Raw genomic sequence first — 18,137 nt, 5'->3', positions numbered from 1 at the left:
CCTGCGCGGGATGGATCCTCGATGCCGACCCTCGACGCCCTGAACCAGGCTTCGCACGGCGATTTCGTTGCCGCCCTCGGGGCCGTGTTCGAGCACGCGCCCTGGGTCACCGAGGCCGCCGCCGCGAAGCGGCCGTTCCCCACCGTCCAGGCCCTGCTCGCCGCCCTGCAGGAGGCAGTCGACGCCGCGCCCGAGGCGGCCCGCCACGCCCTTCTCACCAACCATCCCGAGCTGGCCGGGCGTGCGGCCCACGCCGGCACGATCGCCCCCGACTCCATCGCCGAGCAGGCGGCCGCCGGCCTCGATCGGCTCTCGGAGGCGGAAGAGGCGCGGTTCGCGGCGCTGAATGCGGCCTATGGCCGGACCTTCGGGTTTCCCTTCATCCTCTGCGTCAAGCGCCACGGTCGCGCCTCGTTGCTGCGCACCTTTCAGGCACGCCTCGCCGCCGACCCGGAGAGCGAGCGCCGGACCGCCCTCGCAGAGATGTTCCGCATCGCCGCCCTTCGCCTCGGCACCCTGGTGAGCGGGCCGGGTGCGCCGCGCGTCACGGGCCGGATCTCCACCCACGTCCTCGACACCGTGGCGGGCCGGCCGGCGCCGGGGATCCCGGTGGAGCTCCACGAATGGGTGTCGGAGACCGAGACCGTGCTGGTCGCCCGGACGGTGACGAATGCCGACGGGCGCACCGATGCGCCGCTGATCGGCGGACGCCCCGTTCCGGTGGCCGCCTACGAGCTGCGTTTCCGCATCGGCGATCACTTCCGCGCCACCTGTCCGGGCCTGCCCGAACCGCCTTTCCTCGACATCGTCACGCTGCGCTTCGGGGTCGCCGATCCGGAAGGGCATTACCACGTGCCCCTGGTGGCGAGCCCGTGGAGCTACCAGACCTATCGCGGCAGTTGAGCGGTCCGAGACCGCGGCATCGGCACGATGTGACAAAGCCTTGTGATTTCAGTCCGCTCCGGCATGTCCTTTGCGTGCAACTTGATCGCCCCCGGTTACGTGGGGCGCAGGGAGGATGGGATTTGACGCATCGGCTTTCGGTTCGGACCCTGATGGCGCGCGGTCTTGCCGCGGCGCTGCTCCTGACGGGTCCCCTGATGTTTGCCCCAGCCGCCCGGGCCCAGGGCACCCTGATCGCGCCGGGGGGCCAGCCCCGGGTCACCGCCCCAGGCGGCCTGCGCGGCCGCTCCGCCTTCCGACACCGGCACAAGGCCCGCCACCAGCCGGCGCTCACCCGCCGCCACCGTTGAAACCGCCTCGACCATCCGCTTCCAGGAAACCAGACCGCATGATCCGTGTGCTCAGCCTTCTCAGCCTCTCCCTCGGCCTTGCCGGACCGGTCCTGGCCCAGGGCGTCGGCGCGCCCGCCGGCATGGAGGCTGCCACCGCCCCGGGGGGAACCGAGGGGCGGGCCGGCCCCCGCAACGAGGCGGAGGCGATCCGCAGCGGCGACGCGATCCCGGTTCCGCCCCGGGCCGGCGGCATTCCGATCGAGGAGCGGCCGGTGCACGGGACCGAGGCGCCTTCGACGCCGCCCGGACGTCCCTGAGGCTCAGGACGCGAAGGCGGCGAGGAGTTCGGCCGCCACCAGGGCGGCGATGACCGCGGGGCGCTTGTCGCGCACCCGCGTCCCGCCGATCGGGCAGACGAGGCGAGCCAGCGCTGCCTCGTCCAGGCCCATCGCCCGAAAGGCGCCGAGGAAGGTTGCCCGCTTCGTGGCGGACCCGATCAGACCGAGATACGCGAAGGTGTTCGCCTCCAGCAGGCTGGCGCAGATCAGGCTGTCGAGGGCGTGGCTGTGGGTGACCACCACGTGGGCGGCTCCGGGCAGTGCGGCTTCCGCCGCGGCGCTGGCCGAGCCGACGATCCGCGCGACGCGCGCGCCCGACACCCGTGCGATCTCCTCGGGCCGGTCATCGATGATCCGCGTACGGATGGGCAGCGGATCGAGCGCCAGGGCCAGGGCGCGCCCGACATGGCCCGCGCCGTAGATCATCACCAGGGGCGCCCGTGCGGCGGATTCGGCCTCCGAAGCCCGGAGGGCGGCGAGCGTACCGGCATCGGCCCGGTGGATCACCAGGGTCACGTGCCCGCCGCAGCACTGGCCGGTCTCGGGTCCCAGGGGCCTGCGCAGGATCGCCTCGGCCTCGCCCGCCGCCAGAAGCGCCCGGGCGCGGGCGATGCCCGACCATTCATAGGTGCCGCCCCCGATGGTGCCGGCGACCCGTTCGGGCATCACCAGCATGGCGGTGCCCGCCGCGCGCGGCGTCGAGCCCCGCGCCTCCGACAGGGCGACGAGGGCCGCCGGCTCGCCCGCCGCGAGGGCGGTCGCCAGGGCTTCCGACAGCGCCTCCGACGAATCGGCGCTCACGGCTGCGCAGATTGCGCGTCTGCCAGCGCCCGCATCCGGTCGACGGCGTCGAGGACGCGCTCCGGGGTCGCCGGGGCATCGAGGCGGGGGCAGTACCGGTGGCCGGCGACGCTCGCCACCGCATCCGAGAGGGCGTGCAGGCCGGCGATGCCGAGCATCAGCGGAGGCTCGCCCACCGCTTTCGAACGGTAGATCGTCGCCTCTCGGTTCTGGTTCTCGTAGAGCGCCACGTTGAAGATGCGCGGGCGGTCGCCGCAGGCCGGGATCTTGTAGGTGGAGGGGGCGTGGGTGCCCAAAGCGCCCTTGCCGTCCCACCACAGCTCCTCGGTGGTGAGCCAGCCGAGCCCCTGGATGAAGCCGCCCTCGATCTGGCCCCGGTCCACCGCCGGGTTCAGGGAACGGCCGCAATCGTGCAGGATGTCGGCCCGCTCGATCCGGTACTCGCCGGTCAGGGTGTCCACCGCCGCCTGCACGCAGGCCGCGCCGTAGGCGAAGTAGTAGAACGGGTGGCCCCGGCCCGCCTCCCTGTCCCAATGGATGGTCGGCGTCTTGTAGAAGCCCGTGGCCGAGAGCTGGATGCGGGCGAGGTAGGCCTTGTGGATCAGCGTGGCCCAGGCGATCTCCTGGTTGCCGACCCGGACCCGATTCGGCAGGAACAGCACCGTCTCGGGCGCGACGCTCCAGGCCTCGGCTGCGAAGGCCACGAGGCGGCCCTTCAGGGTCTGGGCGGCGGCGCGGGCCGCCATGCCGTTGAGGTCGGCCCCCGACGAGGCGGCCGTGGCCGAGGTGTTGGGCACCTTGCCCGTCGTGGTCGCGGTGATGCGGACCCGGTCGGCGTCGATCTGGAATTCCTCCGCCACCACCTGCGCGACCTTGACGTAGAGCCCCTGGCCCATCTCGGTGCCGCCGTGATTCAAGCCGACCGAGCCGTCGTTGTAGATGTGCACCAGGGCGCCGGCCTGGTTGTAGGCGGTGGAGGTGAAGGAGATGCCGAACTTCACCGGCGTCAGGGCGAGGCCGCGCTTGATCACCGGGCTGGTTTCGTTCGCCGCATGCAAAGCCGCGCGGCGGGCGGCGTAATCGCAGTCCGCTTCCAGCTTGGCCACCAGATCCCGGATGCAATTGTCGGCAATGGTCTGGTGGTACGGCGTGACGTTGTCGCTCTCGGTGCCGTAGAAGTTGCGCTTGCGCACCTCCAGCGGGTCGAGGCCGCAGGCATAGGCCACCTCCTCGATCACCCGCTCGGCCGCCACCATGCCCTGGGGCCCGCCGAAGCCCCGGAAGGCGGTGTTGGACTGGGTGTTCGTGCGGTAGGGCCGCGAGGTCAGGTGCACCGCCGGGTAGTGGTAGCAGTTGTCGGCGTGGAACAGGGCCCGGTCGGTGACCGGCCCCGACAGGTCGGCGGCCCAGCCGCAGCGGGCGGCGAGCTGCATGTCGACGGCGAGAATCTTCCCGTCCGCGTCGTGCCCCACGAGGTAGTCGACCTCGAAATCGTGGCGCTTGCCGGTGATGACCATGTCGTCGTCGCGGTCGGGCCGGATCTTGGCGGCGCGGCCGGTCGTCTTGGCCACCAGGGCCGCCACGCAGGCGAACAGGTTCGACTGGCTCTCCTTGCCGCCGAAGCCGCCGCCCATCCGACGGACCTCAGCGGTCACGGCCGAATTCACCGTGCCCAGCACCTTGGCGACGAGGGCCTGGGCCTCGGAAGGGTGCTGGGTCGAGGTGTGGACCGTGACCTCGTCGTCCTCACCCGGGATCGCCAGGGCGATCTGGCCCTCGAGGTAGAAGTGTTCCTGGCCGCCGATCGCCATCCGGCCGCGGACGATACCCGGGGCCTCGGCGAGCCCCGCGTCGGAATCGCCGCGCTTCAGGGTCATGGGCGGCCAGACGAGTTTTCCGTCCGCCCGCGCTTGCCGGTAGGTGAGGACGGGGTCGAGATCCTCGTAGGCGATCACGGCCAGGCGGGCGGCGCGGCGGGCCGCATCGCGGGTCAGGGCCGCCACGGCGAAGATCGGCTGGCCGACATACGACACCGTGTCCTCGGCCAGCATCGGCTCGTCGTCCCGGTGCGAGGAGGAGATCTCGTTGACGCCCGGCACGTCGGCGCCGGTGAACACCGCGACCACGCCCTCGGCGCCCCGCACGGGCGCCAGATCCACCGAGACGAGGCGGGCATGAGCGCGTTCGCTCAGCCCCAGGCAGACGTGGAGCAGGCCGGCCGGCTCGGCCATGTCGTCGATGTAGAGGGCCGAGCCACTGACGTGTCGGGCGGCGCTGTCGTGGATGCGCGGCGTGTGGGCGCCGCCCGCGATCCGGTCGTCCACCTTCGGGGCCGGAGGCGTGCGATCAAGCATGGGCCGGCGCTCCGACGGTGGCGAGGCGGGTTTCCGGGGCCTCCGGCGCGGCCTCGTGGATCAGCCGCTCGATGAGGTTGCCAGCGACCTTGAGGCGGTAGGCGGCCGAGGCCCGCATGTCCGAGAGGGGCGTAAAATCCCGGGCCACCGCCGCCTTGAAGGCGGGGATGACGGCCGGGTCGAGGGACTGGCCCAGGAGCGCGGCCTCGGCCTGGACGGCCCGCTTCGGGGTGCTCGCCATGCCGCCGTAGGCGATGCGGGCCTGCCGGGTCGTGCCAGCGTCGACGGTCAGCCGGAAGGCGCCGAGGACGGCGGAGATGTCCTCGTCGAAGCGCTTCGAGATCTTGTAGGCGCGAAAGACCGTCTCCGGGCCGAGCTTCGGCACCCGTACCCCGGCGACGAACTCGCCCGGACGCAGGTCCTGCCGGCCATAGGCGACGAAGAAGTCTTCGAGGGGAATCTCGCGCTCGCTGCCACGGCCGATGAGATGGAGGCTTGCCCCGAGGGCGATCAGGGCCGGCGCCGCGTCGCCGATGGGCGAGCCGTTGGCGATGTTACCGCCGAGGGTGCCGGCATTGCGGGTCTGGGCGGCGCCGTGGCGGCGGAAGAGCTCCCCGAGATCCGGGTGCAGGCCGGCGAGGTGCGTGCCGGCGTCGGAGAGGCTCACGCCGGCTCCGAGATACAGGTGATCGGGGCCCTCGCCCACGACGCGCAGGCTTCGCACCCGCCCGATCCAGATCACCGGGTCGAGGACGCGCAGGCCCTTGGTCACCCAGAGGGCGACGTCGGTGGCCCCGGCCACGATCGTCGCCTGGGGGTGCTCGGCCATGAGATCGACGAGCGCCGGAAGGGTGGCGGGGGCGAAGAAGCGGCCCTTCGGCCCGGAGACCGCCACGGTCTCGTCGTCGCGCAGGGCCAGCAGCCGGGCGAGGGTGGCGTCGTGGGCGGCATCGAAGGTATCCGCTTCCGGTGCGGCCAACGCACGCTCGGCCGCGCGCACGATGGGAGCGTAGCCGGTGCAGCGGCAGAGGTTGCCCGCGAGCGCGTCGTCGATGGGGCTCGCCGAGGTTCGGACCGTGCCGGTCGCGGCGAGCAGGTCCTTGGTAGGAGAATCCTTGGTCATCGCGAACAGCGACATGACGAAGCCCGGCGTGCAGAAGCCGCATTGCGAGCCGTGCTCCTCCACCATCAGGCGCTGGACCGGATGGAGCGTGCCGTCGGCCCCACGCAGGTGCTCCACGGTGAGGAGCTGGCAGCCGTCGAGCATCCCCAGGAAGGTGATGCAGGCATCCACCGCGCGGTAGCGCAGGCGCTCGGCGCCGGACGGCCCCTCGGGGCGGACCACCACCACGGTGCAGGCCCCGCAATCCCCCTCGTTGCAGCCCTCCTTGGTCCCGATCAGCCGCTCGGGACCGCGCAGCCAGTCGAGCACCGTTAGAGTCGGGTCGCAGGCCTCGATCGTGCGCGCGTCGGCCCCGAGGAGGAAGCGGATGGCGTGTCTCATGCGACCTCTTCGTCGAACACCGGTCCCTCTCCCCGCGGTGGGAGAGGGCTCTCGAACCCCCTATCGCGGCAGCGTGTCGCTGATGCCCTTCACGTACCAGTTCATGCCGAGGATCATCGGATCGGGAGCGTTCTCGCCGGCCTTCACCGCCTCGCTGCCGTCCTGCTTGAAGACGGGGCCGTGGAAGGGCAGGAGCGTGCCGTCCGCGATCGCCTTCTTGGTGGCCTCGGCCTGGGCCTTCACGTCGTCGGGCATGTTGGCGAAGGGCGCCAGCACGACCATGCCGTCCTTGATGCCGCCCCAGGTGTCGTGGCTCTTCCAGGTGCCGTCGAGGACGGCCTTGGCCTCGCCGACGACGTAGCCGTCCCAGTCGTCGACGATGGAGGTGAGCTGGGCCTTGGGGGCGAAACGCATCTGGTCCGAGGATTGTCCGAAGGCGAGCTTGCCCTGCTTCTCCGCCTCCTGCAACGGCGCGGCGGAATCGGTGTGCTGCGATAGGATGTCGGCGCCCTGGGCCAGCAGCGCCTTGGCGGCCTCCGCCTCCTTGCCCGGGTCGAACCAGGTGTTCACCCAGACGATCTTGATCTTGATGTCGGGGTTCACCGACTGGGCGCCGAGCATGAAGGCGTTGATGCCGCTCACCACCTCGGGGATCGGGAACGAGGCGATGTAGCCCAGCGTGCCCGTCTTCGAGAGGCGCCCGGCGATCACGCCGCAGACGTAGCGGCCCTCGTAGAAGCGGGCCGAGTAGGTCGAGACGTTGGGCGCCCGCTTGTAGCCGGTGGCGTGCTCGAACTTCACCTTCGGGAATTTCTTGGCGACCTTGAGGGTCGGCTCCATGAAGCCGAACGAGGTGGTGAAGATCAGGCCGTAGCCGGAGCGCGCGAAGCTCTCGATGGAGCGCTCGCTGTCGGCCTCCGGCACGTTCTCGAGGAAGCTGGTCTCGACCTCGTCGCCCAGCGCCGCGGCGAGCGCCTTGCGGCTCTGGTCGTGCTGGTACGAGTAGCCGTAATCGGCCACCGGGCCGACATAGACGAAGCCGACCTTCAGCTTCTCGCCGGGCTTCTTCTCCTGCGCCTGCGCGCCCCCGAGTCCGAGGGCGAGAACGGCCACCAGGGCCCCCTGCACGATCCGCATCGTTCAAAGATCCTTCGAGAGTGCGCGCCTACCGGTGCGGGGTGAAGACCCGGCCGAGGGCCGCCGGGGCGAGGGAGCCGCCCCGGCGCCTGCCGAGGGAGAGCAAGACCAGGGCCAGGATGGTGGCAAGGTAGGGCAGCGCGGAGAGCGCCTGCCCCGGCAGGCCGAGGCCGGCGGCCTGGGCGTTGAGCTGAAGCACCGTGGCGCCGCCGAACAGCAGGGCGCCGGCCAGCACCCGGAACGGGCGCCACGAGGCGAAGACCACGAGGGCCAGGGCGATCCAGCCGCGCCCGGCCGTCATCGCGGGCGCCCAGAACGGGGTGTAGGACAGCGACAGGTAGGCCCCGGCCAGACCCGCGCAGGCGCCGCCGAACAGCACCGCGCGGAAGCGCACCCTGCGCACCTGCAGGCCCAGCGCGTGGGTGGCGGTGTGGTCGTCGCCGATGGCCCGCAGGATCAGGCCGGCGCGGGTGCGCCACAGGAACCACGACACCCCGGCCGCCAGCGCGAAGGCGAGATAGACGAAGCCGTCCTGCCCGAAGAGCAGGCGGCCGAGGCCGGGCAGGTCAGTGAGGCCGGGCAGGGCGAGATGCGGCGCCGGATCGCGCTTGAGGCCGACATAGGAGGCCCCGACGAGGCCCGAGAGCCCGAGACCCAGGATCGTCATGGCGAGTCCGGAGGCGACCTGGTTGGCGCTCAGCACCACCGTGAGGAGGCCGAACAGGGCCGAGAGGGCGAGGCCCGCCCCGGCGCCGGCCACCGCGCCGACGAAGGTCGAGCCGGTCTCCACCGCCACCGCGAAACCGGCGGCGGCGCCCAGCACCATCATGCCCTCGACGCCGAGGTTGAGCACGCCCGCGCGCTCGGCCACGAGTTCGCCGAGCGCCGCGATCATCAGCGGGGTGGCGGCGGCCACGATGGTGACGAGCACCATCTGGACGATGTCGAGGGTCAGGCCATGAACGGTCACGCGGTCGCTCCCGGCACGAAGCGGACCCTGTAGCGCGACAGCGCGTCGGCCCCGAGCACCAGGGCGAGCAGCAGGCCCTGGAAGGCCCGGGTCAGGTCGAGGGGGAGTTTCAGGTCGATCTGCGCGCCCTCGCCCCCGATGGTGGTCAGGGCGATGACCAGAGCCGCCACCAGGATCCCCATCGGCGAGAGCCGTCCCAGGAAGGCCACGATGATGGCGGTGAAGCCGTAGCCCGGCGAGATCGAGGGCTGGAGCTGGCCGATCCGGCCCGCCACCTCGCTGATGCCGGCCAGCCCCGCGGCGGCGCCGGAGACGGCGAAGACCGCGAGCGTCAGGCGTGCGTCGCCGAAGCCGGCGAAGCGGGCCGCGCGCGGGCTCGCCCCCACCACCCGCACGGCGAAGCCGAACAGGGTGCGGCCGAGCACCAGGGTGGCGAGGACCACGACCGCCACCGCGAGGGCGACGCCGGCATGCAGGGTGCCGCCCTCCATCAGGTAGGGCAGGTGGGCAGCGTCGTCGAAGGTGACGCTCTGGGGGAAGTTGAAGCCCGCCGGATCGCGCAAGGGGCCGCGCGCCATGTAGTCGAGCAGCAGTTCGGCCACGTAGACCAGCATCAGGCTGGTGAGGATCTCGGAGACGCCGAGGTGCACCTTGAGGAGGGCGGGGATCAGCCCGTAGACCATGCCGGCCCCCGTGCCGACGAGTAGCATCAGGGGCAGCACCCAGAGGGGGTCGCCGGGGATCCCGTGCGCGGCGACGCCGATCCAGCCGCCGAACAGGCCGCCGACGACGAACTGCCCTTCGGCCCCGATATTCCAGATGTTGGCGCGGTAGCAGAAGGCGAGGCCGGTGGCGATGAGGGCGAGCGGCGCGGCCTTGATGGCCACCTCCTGCAGCGACCAGACCTCGCTCAGGGGCGCCATGAAGTAGGTGACGAAGGCGGCGGCCGGCGAGCGGCCCAGGGCGGCCACGACGAGCCCGCCGATCACCAGCGCGGCCAGGAAGGCCAGGATGGGCGAGAGCGCGTCCATCAGGGCCGACCGGCCGGTGCGCGGCGTCAGGTCAATGCGCATGGGCCGCCTCCCGGGCGTGGTCCGGCGCGCCCGTCACCGGATCCTCGGCCGGCGCCGCCCCGCCCATGCGCAGCCCCAGGGCCTCGCGGGTGGTCTCGGCGGCCGGCGCCGCCGGCGACAGGGTGCCGTGATGCAGCACGGCGATGCGGCCGGTGATCGCGAACAGTTCGTCGAGGTCCTGGCTGATCACCAGCACGGCGGCGCCGCGGGCCGCGAGGTCGAGCAGCGCCTGCCGGATATGGGCGGCCGCCAGGGCGTCGACGCCCCAGGTCGGCTGGTTGACCACGAGGATGCCGGGCTCGGCCAGGATCTCGCGTCCCATCAGGTATTTCTGCAGGTTGCCGCCCGACAGGGTGCCGGCGGCGGGATCGGGGCCCGCCTTGCGCACGTCGAAGGCCGCGACCACGTCCCGGGCCAGGGCCTTGGCGGCCGCGCGGCGCAGGACGCCGAAGCGGCTCAGGCGCGCCGTGGCGTGGCGCGACAGGATCGCGTTGGCGGACAGGCTCAGGGTCGGCACGGCGCCATGGCCGTTGCGCTCCTCGGGTACGAAGCCGGCGCCGCCCCGCCGCCGGGCGGTGATGCCGAGGCGCCCGGATTCGACGCCGTCGAACCGCACCATGCCGGGTTCCGGCGCCAGGGTCTCGCCCGAAAGGGCGTCGAACAGCTCCGCCTGCCCGTTGCCGGCGATCCCGGCGAGGCCGACGATCTCGCCGCCGCGCACGCTCAGCGAGATGCCATCGAGGGCGGTGCCGTGCAGGCCGGGGGCGGGGAGGGTGAGCCCGGACAGGACCAGGCGCTCCGGCCCGGTCGCCACGCCGGCGGGCGCCGTCACCGCGCCTACCTGTGCCCCCACCATCAGGGCGGCGAGAGAGCGGGCGGTCTCGGCGCGGGGATCGCAGGCCCCCACCACCCGGCCGCCGCGCAGGATGGTGGCGCGCGAGCACAGCCGGCGCACCTCGTCGAGGCGGTGCGAGATGTAGAGCAGCGCCCGGCCCTCGTCGCGCAGGCGCTCCAGAACGGTGAACAGCAATTCGGCCTCGCCCGGGGTGAGCACCGAGGTCGGCTCGTCGAGGATCACGAGCTTGGGGTCCTGCAGCAGGCAGCGGATGATCTCGATGCGCTGGCGCTCGCCGGCCGAGAGCGACCAGACTGGCCGGTCGGGGTCGAGGTGCAGGCCGTAGGTCGTCCCGACCGCCGCGATCCGGGCCTTCAGGGCTCGGCCGCCCAGGCCCTTGGGCATCACCAGGGCGATGTTCTCGGCGACCGTCAGGTTCTCGCAGAGCGAAAAATGCTGGAACACCATGCCGATGCCGAGGGCGCGGGCGGTCTCCGGATGGGCGAGGCGCACGACATCGCCCCGATGGGTGACGACCCCTTCGGTGGGCTCCAGGAGCCCGTAGAGGATCTTCATCAGGGTCGACTTGCCGGCGCCGTTCTCGCCCAGCAGGGCGTGAATCTCGCCGGCCCGGATCTCGAGATCGACCCCGTCATTGGCCGTGAAGGCGCCGAAGCGCTTGACGATGCCGTACGCGCCGAAGAGAGGCGTCGGCCCCTCCGTGCGGGCAGGGGGGACGACGGGGGCCACGCTAGAGCGTCCCGAACAGCGCGTGGGCGAGGCGGGTATGGGCCTCGCGCAGCTGGCCGGTCTCCATCCCGAGAGGCTGGCCGTCGACCACCCGCCACGACCCCGCCACCATCACCCGGTCGGCCCGGTGAGCGCCGCAGAGCACCAGGGCGGCCAGCGGATCGTGCGCGCCGGAGAAGCGCAGTTCGTCGAGGGTGAAAAGAGCCAGGTCCGCCTCGCACCCCTCCGCGATCCGTCCGATGTCGCTCCGACCGAGGCAGGCCGCGGACCCCTCCGTCGCCCAGCGCAGAGCGTCGAGATGGGTCACGGCCTCGGCCCCGTAGGTCAGACGGTTGATCATCAGGGCGTGACGGACGCCCTCCATCAGGTTCGAGCTGTCGTTCGAGGCCGACCCGTCGACGCCGAGGCCGACGGGGCTGCCGGCGGCCTCCAGCTCACAGGTCCGGCACTGGCCGGAGGCCAGGGTCATGTTCGAGGTCGGGCAGTGGCAGACGCCGACGCCGGCCGCGCCGAGACGCTTCACCTCGGCGTCGTTGAAGTGGATGCCGTGGGCGAGCCAGGTGCGCGGGCCCATCCAGCCGACCTCCTCGAGGTAGTCCACCGGGCGCTGGCCGAACATTTCGACGCAGTAGCGGTCCTCGTCCAGCGTCTCGCCGAGATGGGTGTGCAGGCGGCAATCGTGGCGCTCGGCCAGCGCCGCGCTCTCGCGCATCAGCCGCTTCGTCACGTTGAAGGGCGAGCAGGGGGCCAGCCCGATCTGCACCATCGCGCCGGGCTTGGGGTCGTGGAACAGGCGCAGCACCCGTTCGCTGTCAGCCAGGATGGTGTCGTCGTCCTGGGTCAGGCATTCGGGCGGCAGGCCGCCGTCGCGCTCGGACAGGCTCATCGAGCCGCGGGTGACGAAGGCGCGGATCCCGACAGGCCCGGCCTCCTCCACCTGAATGTCGACGGAGGATTCCAGCCCCTTGGGGAAGAGGTAATGGTGATCGCCGGCCGTGGTGCAGCCGGAGAGCAGCAGCTCGGTGTAGGCGAGACGCGTCGCCAGCCGGAACGCCTCGGGGGTGACCCTATCCCAGACCGTGTAGAGCGCCTTCAGCCAGGGAAAGAGCGGCTTGTTGATCGCCGCCGGATGGGCGCGGGTGAGCGTCTGGAAGAAGTGGTGATGGGTGTTGACGAGGCCCGGGACGACCACGTGGCGGCCGGCGTCGAAGGTCTCGTCGACGGGCGCGGCGGGCATGCCTCCCGCGGGCACCCGCTCGACGATGCGGGAGCCCGCGACGACGAGGCCCCCGGCGGAATCCGGCGCCAGGATCGCCAGCGGGTTGCGGATCCAGAGACGTCGCGTCGCGGGGGTCTCGACCATGCTGAACCGGTGTTCCCTCGATGTGGACCGGCCATCACCATGGCCCGTCCGGAAATCCGGAGGCCGGATGGAAATCCGGCCTCGTCATGCAGACCATCGCTTGCGTGGATGGTCGTTCCGGGCAAGGAGCCCGTCGTGAGAACAGGTGCCAGCCCTCAGAAGACGTGGAAGGAGACGCCGGCCAGGAAGCTCTTCTCTTCGGTCCCCTTGAAGTTGGCGCGCTCGATGTTGCCGAACTTGTTGAGCCAGTACTGGAAGCCGATGAAGACGTCGACCCGGTTCGGCTGGTCGTAGATCAGCTTGCCGACATCGAGGACGAGGTTGGTCCGCGACAGGAATTCGAGACCCGTCTTCGGGTTGGTGGCGAAGGCGGACGGATCGTTCACACCGCGCCCCTTGGGCAGGACGATGTTGTTGAAGCCCGCGATGCTGAGCGGCAGACCCGTGAAGGCGAGCGGGAAGCTGTAGACGATCTCGAATTCCGGGACCGTGTTGAAACTGGTATCCCGGTTCGGAGCGACGTTGAAGCCGTTGCGATTCCACTCCTTGTAGGCATGGACCGAGGCGCTGAGGAACCCGGCCGGGACGTCGAATGCAAAGTTCAGACCGCCGACCACGTCGCGCTTCTTGGAACCGAAGGCATCGTTCTGGGCATTGGCGTCGAAGCCGTAGGCGAGCGACACGTCCTTGATGATGCCGGGCACCACGAAGGCCTTCGTCCCGGTCAGGGCGTTCAGGCTCAGGGTTCCGCGGTAGAGGCCGTAGGCCTCGGTGTTCCCGTAATCGTAGAAGGTCGGCACGCCGAAGCCGTCGGTGGTGCCCGCCGAAAATTGCGACCCCGACTTGAGGATGTCGAGGGTGAAGAAATTGGTGCCGTAGGCCCAGGCATCGGCGTGCGAGATGTTGAGGATGTGCTTCGGCGCGTCCTGGTTGCGGAAGCTGCCGTCGGCGCGCTGGATCTGGGAGCCGGGCCTGGCGGCCGGGAACTGGTAGCGGTAGCTGATCTGCGTGTCGGAGAACAGGAAGAACCCGGAGGGCACCTCCACGGGTGCGACCGGCGCCTTCTCCTTGGCGAGGTCCGCGGCCAGGGCCGGCATCAGGGTGGCGAGGCTCAGAGCGGCGGCCACCAGCGGTCGTGTGAATGTCGCGATCATCGATAAAGTCCCCCCGGGTTTAAGCACCCGTTGGGGAAAATGACCGCAACCGATGTGCCACCCGCCCGGCCTTCCCGCACAACCAGACGGGGTGATGCATGGACGCAACATTGCCTCGGTTCGCCATGCTGGAACGACCCTTCGCGGGCTTGAACATCGGCAGGCGCGCGACGGGGAAGCGCCACAGGACGAATACGAGTTAGACCATATGGTCTAATTTCTAGCCAGGGTTGCATCGTTGTTGGGCATCGCGGCGTCCATCTTCCACGGCGCCGCTGCCCCGGGTCACGCGCCCCGGACCGCCGATTCCGCGCCTTCGCGGCCGAGTGGTCCTGGCGGCCATACACCGCCCGGTCTCTCGCGTCCGACGGGACGCGACCGCTTGGGAAACGCGACATGGGTGCGTCCCGTCCGGAAATCGGTCCTGCCTCCCGGCGGGCAAGCCTCGTTGCGCCCGAGGCGCCGAGGCGCGGGCCGGCCCAACCTGCATGGGAAGGATGCAGCGCCGCGCATCATTTGGGCGTGTCTCCGGCCGACCCTGCATTCATGATTACCGAAGATTCGGGATCGGGGCGGAACGCGACGCCGTCCCTCCCGGGTCGCGCGCCCTCCGGCCCGGTGCCCCGAGCATGCTTCCCGTCATAGCGGCCGACCCCGCCCCTCTGACCTTCGATCCGGCGACCACCGCACTGGTCATCATCGACATGCAGCGCGACTTCCTGGAGCCGGGCGGCTTCGGCGAGACCCTCGGCAACGACGTCACCCTGCTGCAGACGGCGGTGCCCCCGATCCGGGCGGTGCTGGCGGCGGCGCGGAGTGCCGGCCTTCTCATCGTGCACACGCGGGAGGGCCACAAGCCCGACCTCTCCGATGCGCCGCCGGCCAAGCTGGAGCGAGGGACGCCCACCGCGCGCATCGGCGCGCCGGGTCCGATGGGGCGCATCCTGATCCGCGGCGAACCGGGCCACGCCATCGTTCCCGAACTGGCGCCGATCCGGGGCGAGGTGGTCATCGACAAGCCCGGGAAGGGCGCCTTCTACGCCACCGATCTCGGCGCGGTCCTCTCCGCCCGCCGCATCGCGACCCTGCTGGTCTGCGGGGTGACCACCGAGGTCTGCGTGCACACGACGATCCGCGAGGCCAACGACCGCGGCTACCGCTGCGTGGCGATCGGGGATGGCTGCGCCTCCTACCGCCCCGAGTTCCACCGGGTCGGCCTCGCGATGATCGCCGCCCAGGGCGGCATCTTCGGCTGGGTCTCCTCCTCGGCGGCGGTGGTCGAAGCCCTCGGCGGCGCACGCTAAGGGCGGGTGCCGCGGCCTGCGCTGTTCGGCCCCCATCGTTTCCGGCTTTCCGCACAGGCCTGCGGTGACGCCCGGCCTGGCGCTTGCTTACACCCGGGTGGCCGGGCAGCTCGTTGGGGCCGCGCGGGCGGCGGCCATAGCGCCGCGAATCCCGCCCTCGACCCACGCCGCCCTGCCGGCAGAAGAACTCCCCGCCACGCCGCCGGCGTTCCGGTCGCGCGGAGGGACATCACTGGGAGAAAGCCCATGTCGGAGCGCAACGACCCGTCCACCGGCGGCCTCGACGCCTACATCGAAGCGGCAGCTGGGCTGCTCGCGATTCCCCTCGATCCGGCCTGGATCGGCGCCATCGGCAGCAATCTCGCCGTCCTGCGCGCGGCCGCCGCGCATGTGGCCGAGTTTTCCCTGCCCGACGAGGCGGAAGCCGCCCCGGTCTACGAAGCATGAGCGGTCCGGACACGATGCACGATCCGAGCACGATGACGGCTGAGGCGCTGGCGACGGCGTTTCGGGAAGGGACCACCAGCGCCTGCGCGAACGTCGCCGCGACCCTGGCGCGCATCGCGCGGGTCGACGGCGTGGTGAACGCCTTCACGGACATTCTCGCCGCGCGTGCCCAGGCCCGCGCCGAGGCCCTGGATGCGGCCCGGGGCCGGGGCGAGCCCCTGGGGCCGCTGGCTGGCGTTCCCTTTGCGGTCAAGAATCTGTTCGACATCGCCGGTCTGCCGACCCGGGCCGGCGCGAAGATCAACCGCGATCGGGCCCCGGCGGAGCGCGATGCCGCCCTGGTGCGCCGCATGGAGGCGGCGGGCGCGATCCTCGTCGGAGGCCTCAACATGGGCGAGTACGCCTACGATTTCACCGGCGAGAACGTCCATGACGGACCGACCCGGAACCCGCACGATCTCGGCCACATGTCCGGCGGCTCGTCCGGAGGCTCGGGAGGGGCCGTCGGGGCCGGGCTGGTGCCGATCGCCCTCGGCTCCGACACCAACGGCTCGATCCGCGTCCCCTCCACCTTCTGCGGCTGCTTCGGCCTCAAACCCACCTACGGCCGCCTGACCCGGGCGGGCAGCTTTCCCTTCGTGGGCAGCCTCGACCATGTCGGGCCCATGGCGCGCAGCGTCACGGACCTCGCCCTGAGCTACGACGCCATGCAGGGGCCGGACCCGGACGACCCGGTGGCCACGACGCGCCCCGCAGAGCCGGCCCTGTCTCACCTCACCGACGGGCTCGGGAACCTGCGCGTCGCGGTGGCGGGCGGCTACTTCGCGCGCGGTGGCGACGCCGAGGCGTTCGCGGCGGTGGCCGCCATCGCCCGGGCCCTCGGCGTCACGCGCAGCGTCGCGATTCCGGAGGCGGCCCGCGCCCGGGCGGCGGCCTACCTCATCACGGCAGCCGAAGGAGCTGCCCTCCATCTCGACCGCCTCCGGACCCGGGGGGAGGATTTTGATCCGGCCGTACGCGACCGGCTGATCGCCGGGGCGATGATCCCGGCCCCGCTGGTCGAGCGTGCGCAGCGCTTCCGCCGCTGGTACCGGTCCGCCGTCCTTGATCTGTTCCGCGAGGTCGACGTGATCCTGGCGCCCGCCACGCCTTGCCGCGCGCCCCGTTCGGGCCAGGCCACCTTCGTCCTCGACGGGGTGACTCTGCCGGTGCGGGCCAATATCGGGGTGTTCACCCAGCCGATATCCTTCATCGGCCTGCCGGTGGTGGCGGTGCCCGTGCGCCTGGACGACGGCCTGCCCCTCGGCGTTCAGGTCATCGCCGCCCCCTGGCGCGAGGACCACGCCCTGCGCGTGGCGCACCAGTTGGAGCGGGACGGCGTCGTCCGAGCCCCCGTGGCGAACCTGTGAGCGAGACCGCGATGATCATCGATGATCCGCCTGTGAAGGCCGAGGTGGAGGCCGCCTTCGCGGCCTACGAGGCAGCCCTGGTGGGCAACGACGTGCCGACGCTGGAGGCCCTGTTCCACGATGATCCGCGCACGATCCGCTACGGCGGGGCCGAGAACCTCTACGGGATGGAGGCAATCCGCGCCTTCCGTCGGGCGCGGTCGCCCGAGGGCCTGGCCCGCGACCTGAGCGAAACGGTGATAACCACCTACGGATCCGATACCGGAATCGCCATGACGCTGTTCACCCGGTCGAGCACCCCGGGGCGCATCGGACGCCAGAGCCAGACATGGATCCGCTTCCCCGACGGCTGGAGGGTCGTTGCGGCCCATGTGAGCATCATCACGGGCTGATCTCCTTCCCTCGCGGCGGATCAGGCGCGGTCGAGTGCCTTGGACAGGCGGCGCACGCGGCCTCCGCGCTTCTCATAGGCGAAGAGGGAGGCCAGGGTCTGCCCATCGGGGACGGACGCGTCGATCGAGGCGGCCTCGCCCTCCGCCTCTTCGGGCATCTGGAGCTGGGTCTCGGCCGGCGGTACTGCCGGGCGGGATGGAGGCAGGCGCAGGCTGGCGCGCTGCACCACCTCCCGGTCCCGCTCGATCTGCGCGGCCGTCTCGGCATCGGTCCGGACCAGAGCGTGGACCCCGTCCCGGAATCGAAGCTCGACGGACCAGGCCGGCCGCGCGTTGCCCCCGAGGACGTCGAGGCCGGCGTGCATGAAGGAGGCGGCGAGGCCGAGCGGATTCGGCAGGGGACCGGTGGCCGTCAAGGCCTGCCGCAATCCCTGGACGATACCGGTGCGCCGTGGCACCGCCTGCTCCGGCGGCGCGAGCGTCAAGGCCTCCAAGTCCTCGACTCCGCGCAGGCTTCCATCGGGCAGCCCGAAGACGCCGAATTCGTAAGATCCCGGCCCGGCGCCGAACGTTCCGGATATGATCTGAATGGCGATCATCGATACTTTCCGTCCGGACCATCCCCCGCGCTGAGGAGGAGGTCCGTCAACATCAAACGCCGTCTCCTGTCGCGAAGTCCTGTGTCGGAAACAGGGCCGCGAGCTCGGGACGGCTCCGACGCATCGCGGCCCCTTTGAAAATCCCCTCTGATCCTTGACAGGCCGGGATCCAAACTTGCCAAGGACGTCCAGCTTCCCGATCTTGAGGTCCCCCGAGCATGCAGGTGATTGAGACAGAGATTCCGGCGGTCCGGCGGGTGGTGCCGACGCGCTTCGGCGATGCGCGGGGCTGGTTTTGCGAGACCTACCGGGCGGACATCCTGGCGCGCGCCGGCATTGCGGATGTCTTCATCCAGGACAACCAGTCCTTCTCCGCCCCGCGCGGCACGGTGCGGGGCCTGCACTTCCAGCGCCCTCCCATGGCCCAGGCGAAGCTCATCCGGGTGCTCGCGGGTGCCATCCTGGATGTCGC

The 18,137-nt window shown here is 71.3% G+C and carries 18 protein-coding genes; 8 read left to right on the top strand and 10 right to left on the bottom strand.

From position 1 onward, the window contains the following. The first annotated feature begins 21 nt into the window (after positions 1 to 21). The 3 genes from uraD (at position 22) to ASG51_RS03655 (ending at position 1,552) form a co-directional block, all read left to right on the top strand. Positions 22 to 903: a 2-oxo-4-hydroxy-4-carboxy-5-ureidoimidazoline decarboxylase gene (gene uraD, locus ASG51_RS03665; protein WP_056379180.1), complete on the top strand. Its 882-nt coding sequence runs from the start codon at positions 22 to 24 to the stop codon at positions 901 to 903. A gap of 152 nt (positions 904 to 1,055) precedes the next feature. Beyond that, positions 1,056 to 1,253 carry a hypothetical protein gene (locus ASG51_RS03660; RefSeq protein WP_056216702.1) on the top strand — a complete coding sequence of 66 codons (198 nt, stop codon included), beginning with the start codon at positions 1,056 to 1,058 and terminating at the stop codon, positions 1,251 to 1,253. Between the two features lie 38 nt (positions 1,254 to 1,291). Then, complete coding sequence (locus ASG51_RS03655; RefSeq protein ID WP_056379178.1) at positions 1,292 to 1,552, top strand: hypothetical protein; 261 nt, start codon at positions 1,292 to 1,294, stop codon at positions 1,550 to 1,552. A gap of 3 nt (positions 1,553 to 1,555) precedes the next feature. Here ASG51_RS03655 and xdhC read toward each other — a convergent pair whose 3' ends face one another. From xdhC to ASG51_RS03610, 9 genes are all read right to left on the bottom strand, one after another. Then, positions 1,556 to 2,374 (bottom strand): xanthine dehydrogenase accessory protein XdhC, encoded by an 819-nt coding sequence (xdhC, locus tag ASG51_RS03650; protein ID WP_082513859.1) that lies wholly within the window; start codon positions 2,372 to 2,374, stop codon positions 1,556 to 1,558. Then, positions 2,371 to 4,728, bottom strand: coding sequence for a xanthine dehydrogenase molybdopterin binding subunit (gene xdhB, locus ASG51_RS03645; RefSeq protein WP_056216705.1), 2,358 nt, complete (start codon positions 4,726 to 4,728; stop codon positions 2,371 to 2,373). Before xdhB ends, xdhC begins: the two co-directional genes overlap by 4 nt. Then, the gene (gene xdhA, locus ASG51_RS03640) at positions 4,721 to 6,232 is read right to left on the bottom strand and encodes a xanthine dehydrogenase small subunit (protein ID WP_056379176.1); all 1,512 of its coding nucleotides are present in this window, start codon (positions 6,230 to 6,232) and stop codon (positions 4,721 to 4,723) included. Before xdhA ends, xdhB begins: the two co-directional genes overlap by 8 nt. A gap of 60 nt (positions 6,233 to 6,292) precedes the next feature. Then, positions 6,293 to 7,369, bottom strand: a complete 1,077-nt coding sequence (locus tag ASG51_RS03635) for a BMP family ABC transporter substrate-binding protein (protein ID WP_056379174.1) — start codon at positions 7,367 to 7,369, stop codon at positions 6,293 to 6,295. A 28-nt stretch (positions 7,370 to 7,397) separates the two neighbouring features. Beyond that, positions 7,398 to 8,324, bottom strand: coding sequence for an ABC transporter permease (locus ASG51_RS03630; protein WP_056216727.1), 927 nt, complete (start codon positions 8,322 to 8,324; stop codon positions 7,398 to 7,400). 11 nt (positions 8,325 to 8,335) lie between these two features. Next, on the bottom strand, positions 8,336 to 9,412 hold the full coding sequence (locus ASG51_RS03625) for an ABC transporter permease (protein WP_056379172.1): 1,077 nt from the start codon (positions 9,410 to 9,412) through the stop codon (positions 8,336 to 8,338). Further along, positions 9,402 to 10,997, bottom strand: a complete 1,596-nt coding sequence (locus ASG51_RS03620) for an ABC transporter ATP-binding protein (protein ID WP_056379169.1) — start codon at positions 10,995 to 10,997, stop codon at positions 9,402 to 9,404. Before ASG51_RS03620 ends, ASG51_RS03625 begins: the two co-directional genes overlap by 11 nt. 1 nt (position 10,998) lies before the next feature. Next, a complete protein-coding gene (locus ASG51_RS03615; protein WP_056379166.1) occupies positions 10,999 to 12,360 on the bottom strand; it encodes an 8-oxoguanine deaminase in 1,362 nt (453 codons plus the stop codon). A 155-nt stretch (positions 12,361 to 12,515) separates the two neighbouring features. Beyond that, positions 12,516 to 13,514, bottom strand: coding sequence for a hypothetical protein (locus ASG51_RS03610; RefSeq protein WP_156389557.1), 999 nt, complete (start codon positions 13,512 to 13,514; stop codon positions 12,516 to 12,518). A gap of 629 nt (positions 13,515 to 14,143) precedes the next feature. Here ASG51_RS03610 and ASG51_RS03605 point away from each other — a divergent pair. The 4 genes from ASG51_RS03605 (at position 14,144) to hpxZ (ending at position 17,066) form a co-directional block, all read left to right on the top strand. Continuing rightward, positions 14,144 to 14,818, top strand: coding sequence for an isochorismatase family cysteine hydrolase (locus ASG51_RS03605; protein WP_056348901.1), 675 nt, complete (start codon positions 14,144 to 14,146; stop codon positions 14,816 to 14,818). A 246-nt stretch (positions 14,819 to 15,064) separates the two neighbouring features. Then, entirely contained in the window at positions 15,065 to 15,265 is a 201-nt protein-coding gene (locus tag ASG51_RS03600) for a DUF4089 domain-containing protein (protein WP_056379165.1), read from the top strand. A gap of 32 nt (positions 15,266 to 15,297) precedes the next feature. Next, positions 15,298 to 16,674 carry an AtzE family amidohydrolase gene (locus ASG51_RS03595; protein WP_244480058.1) on the top strand — a complete coding sequence of 459 codons (1,377 nt, stop codon included), beginning with the start codon at positions 15,298 to 15,300 and terminating at the stop codon, positions 16,672 to 16,674. Between the two features lie 11 nt (positions 16,675 to 16,685). Continuing rightward, positions 16,686 to 17,066: an oxalurate catabolism protein HpxZ gene (gene hpxZ, locus ASG51_RS03590; RefSeq protein WP_056379323.1), complete on the top strand. Its 381-nt coding sequence runs from the start codon at positions 16,686 to 16,688 to the stop codon at positions 17,064 to 17,066. A gap of 20 nt (positions 17,067 to 17,086) precedes the next feature. On the opposite strand, the gene ASG51_RS03585 is transcribed toward hpxZ, so the two are convergent. Beyond that, on the bottom strand, positions 17,087 to 17,665 hold the full coding sequence (locus tag ASG51_RS03585; protein WP_056379161.1) for a hypothetical protein: 579 nt from the start codon (positions 17,663 to 17,665) through the stop codon (positions 17,087 to 17,089). Positions 17,666 to 17,883: 218 nt separating this feature from the next. On the opposite strand from ASG51_RS03585, the gene ASG51_RS03580 reads away from it, so the two are divergent. Further along, positions 17,884 to 18,137, top strand: a 254-nt coding sequence (locus ASG51_RS03580) for a dTDP-4-dehydrorhamnose 3,5-epimerase family protein (protein ID WP_162245231.1), incomplete at its 3' end; no start/stop codon positions are given.

Source organism: Methylobacterium sp. Leaf465 (genome assembly GCF_001424705.1).
Lineage (GTDB): Bacteria > Pseudomonadota > Alphaproteobacteria > Rhizobiales > Beijerinckiaceae > Methylobacterium.
The sequence above is the reverse complement of the archived record's forward strand: the minus strand, read 5'-3'. Positions and strand labels throughout refer to the sequence as shown.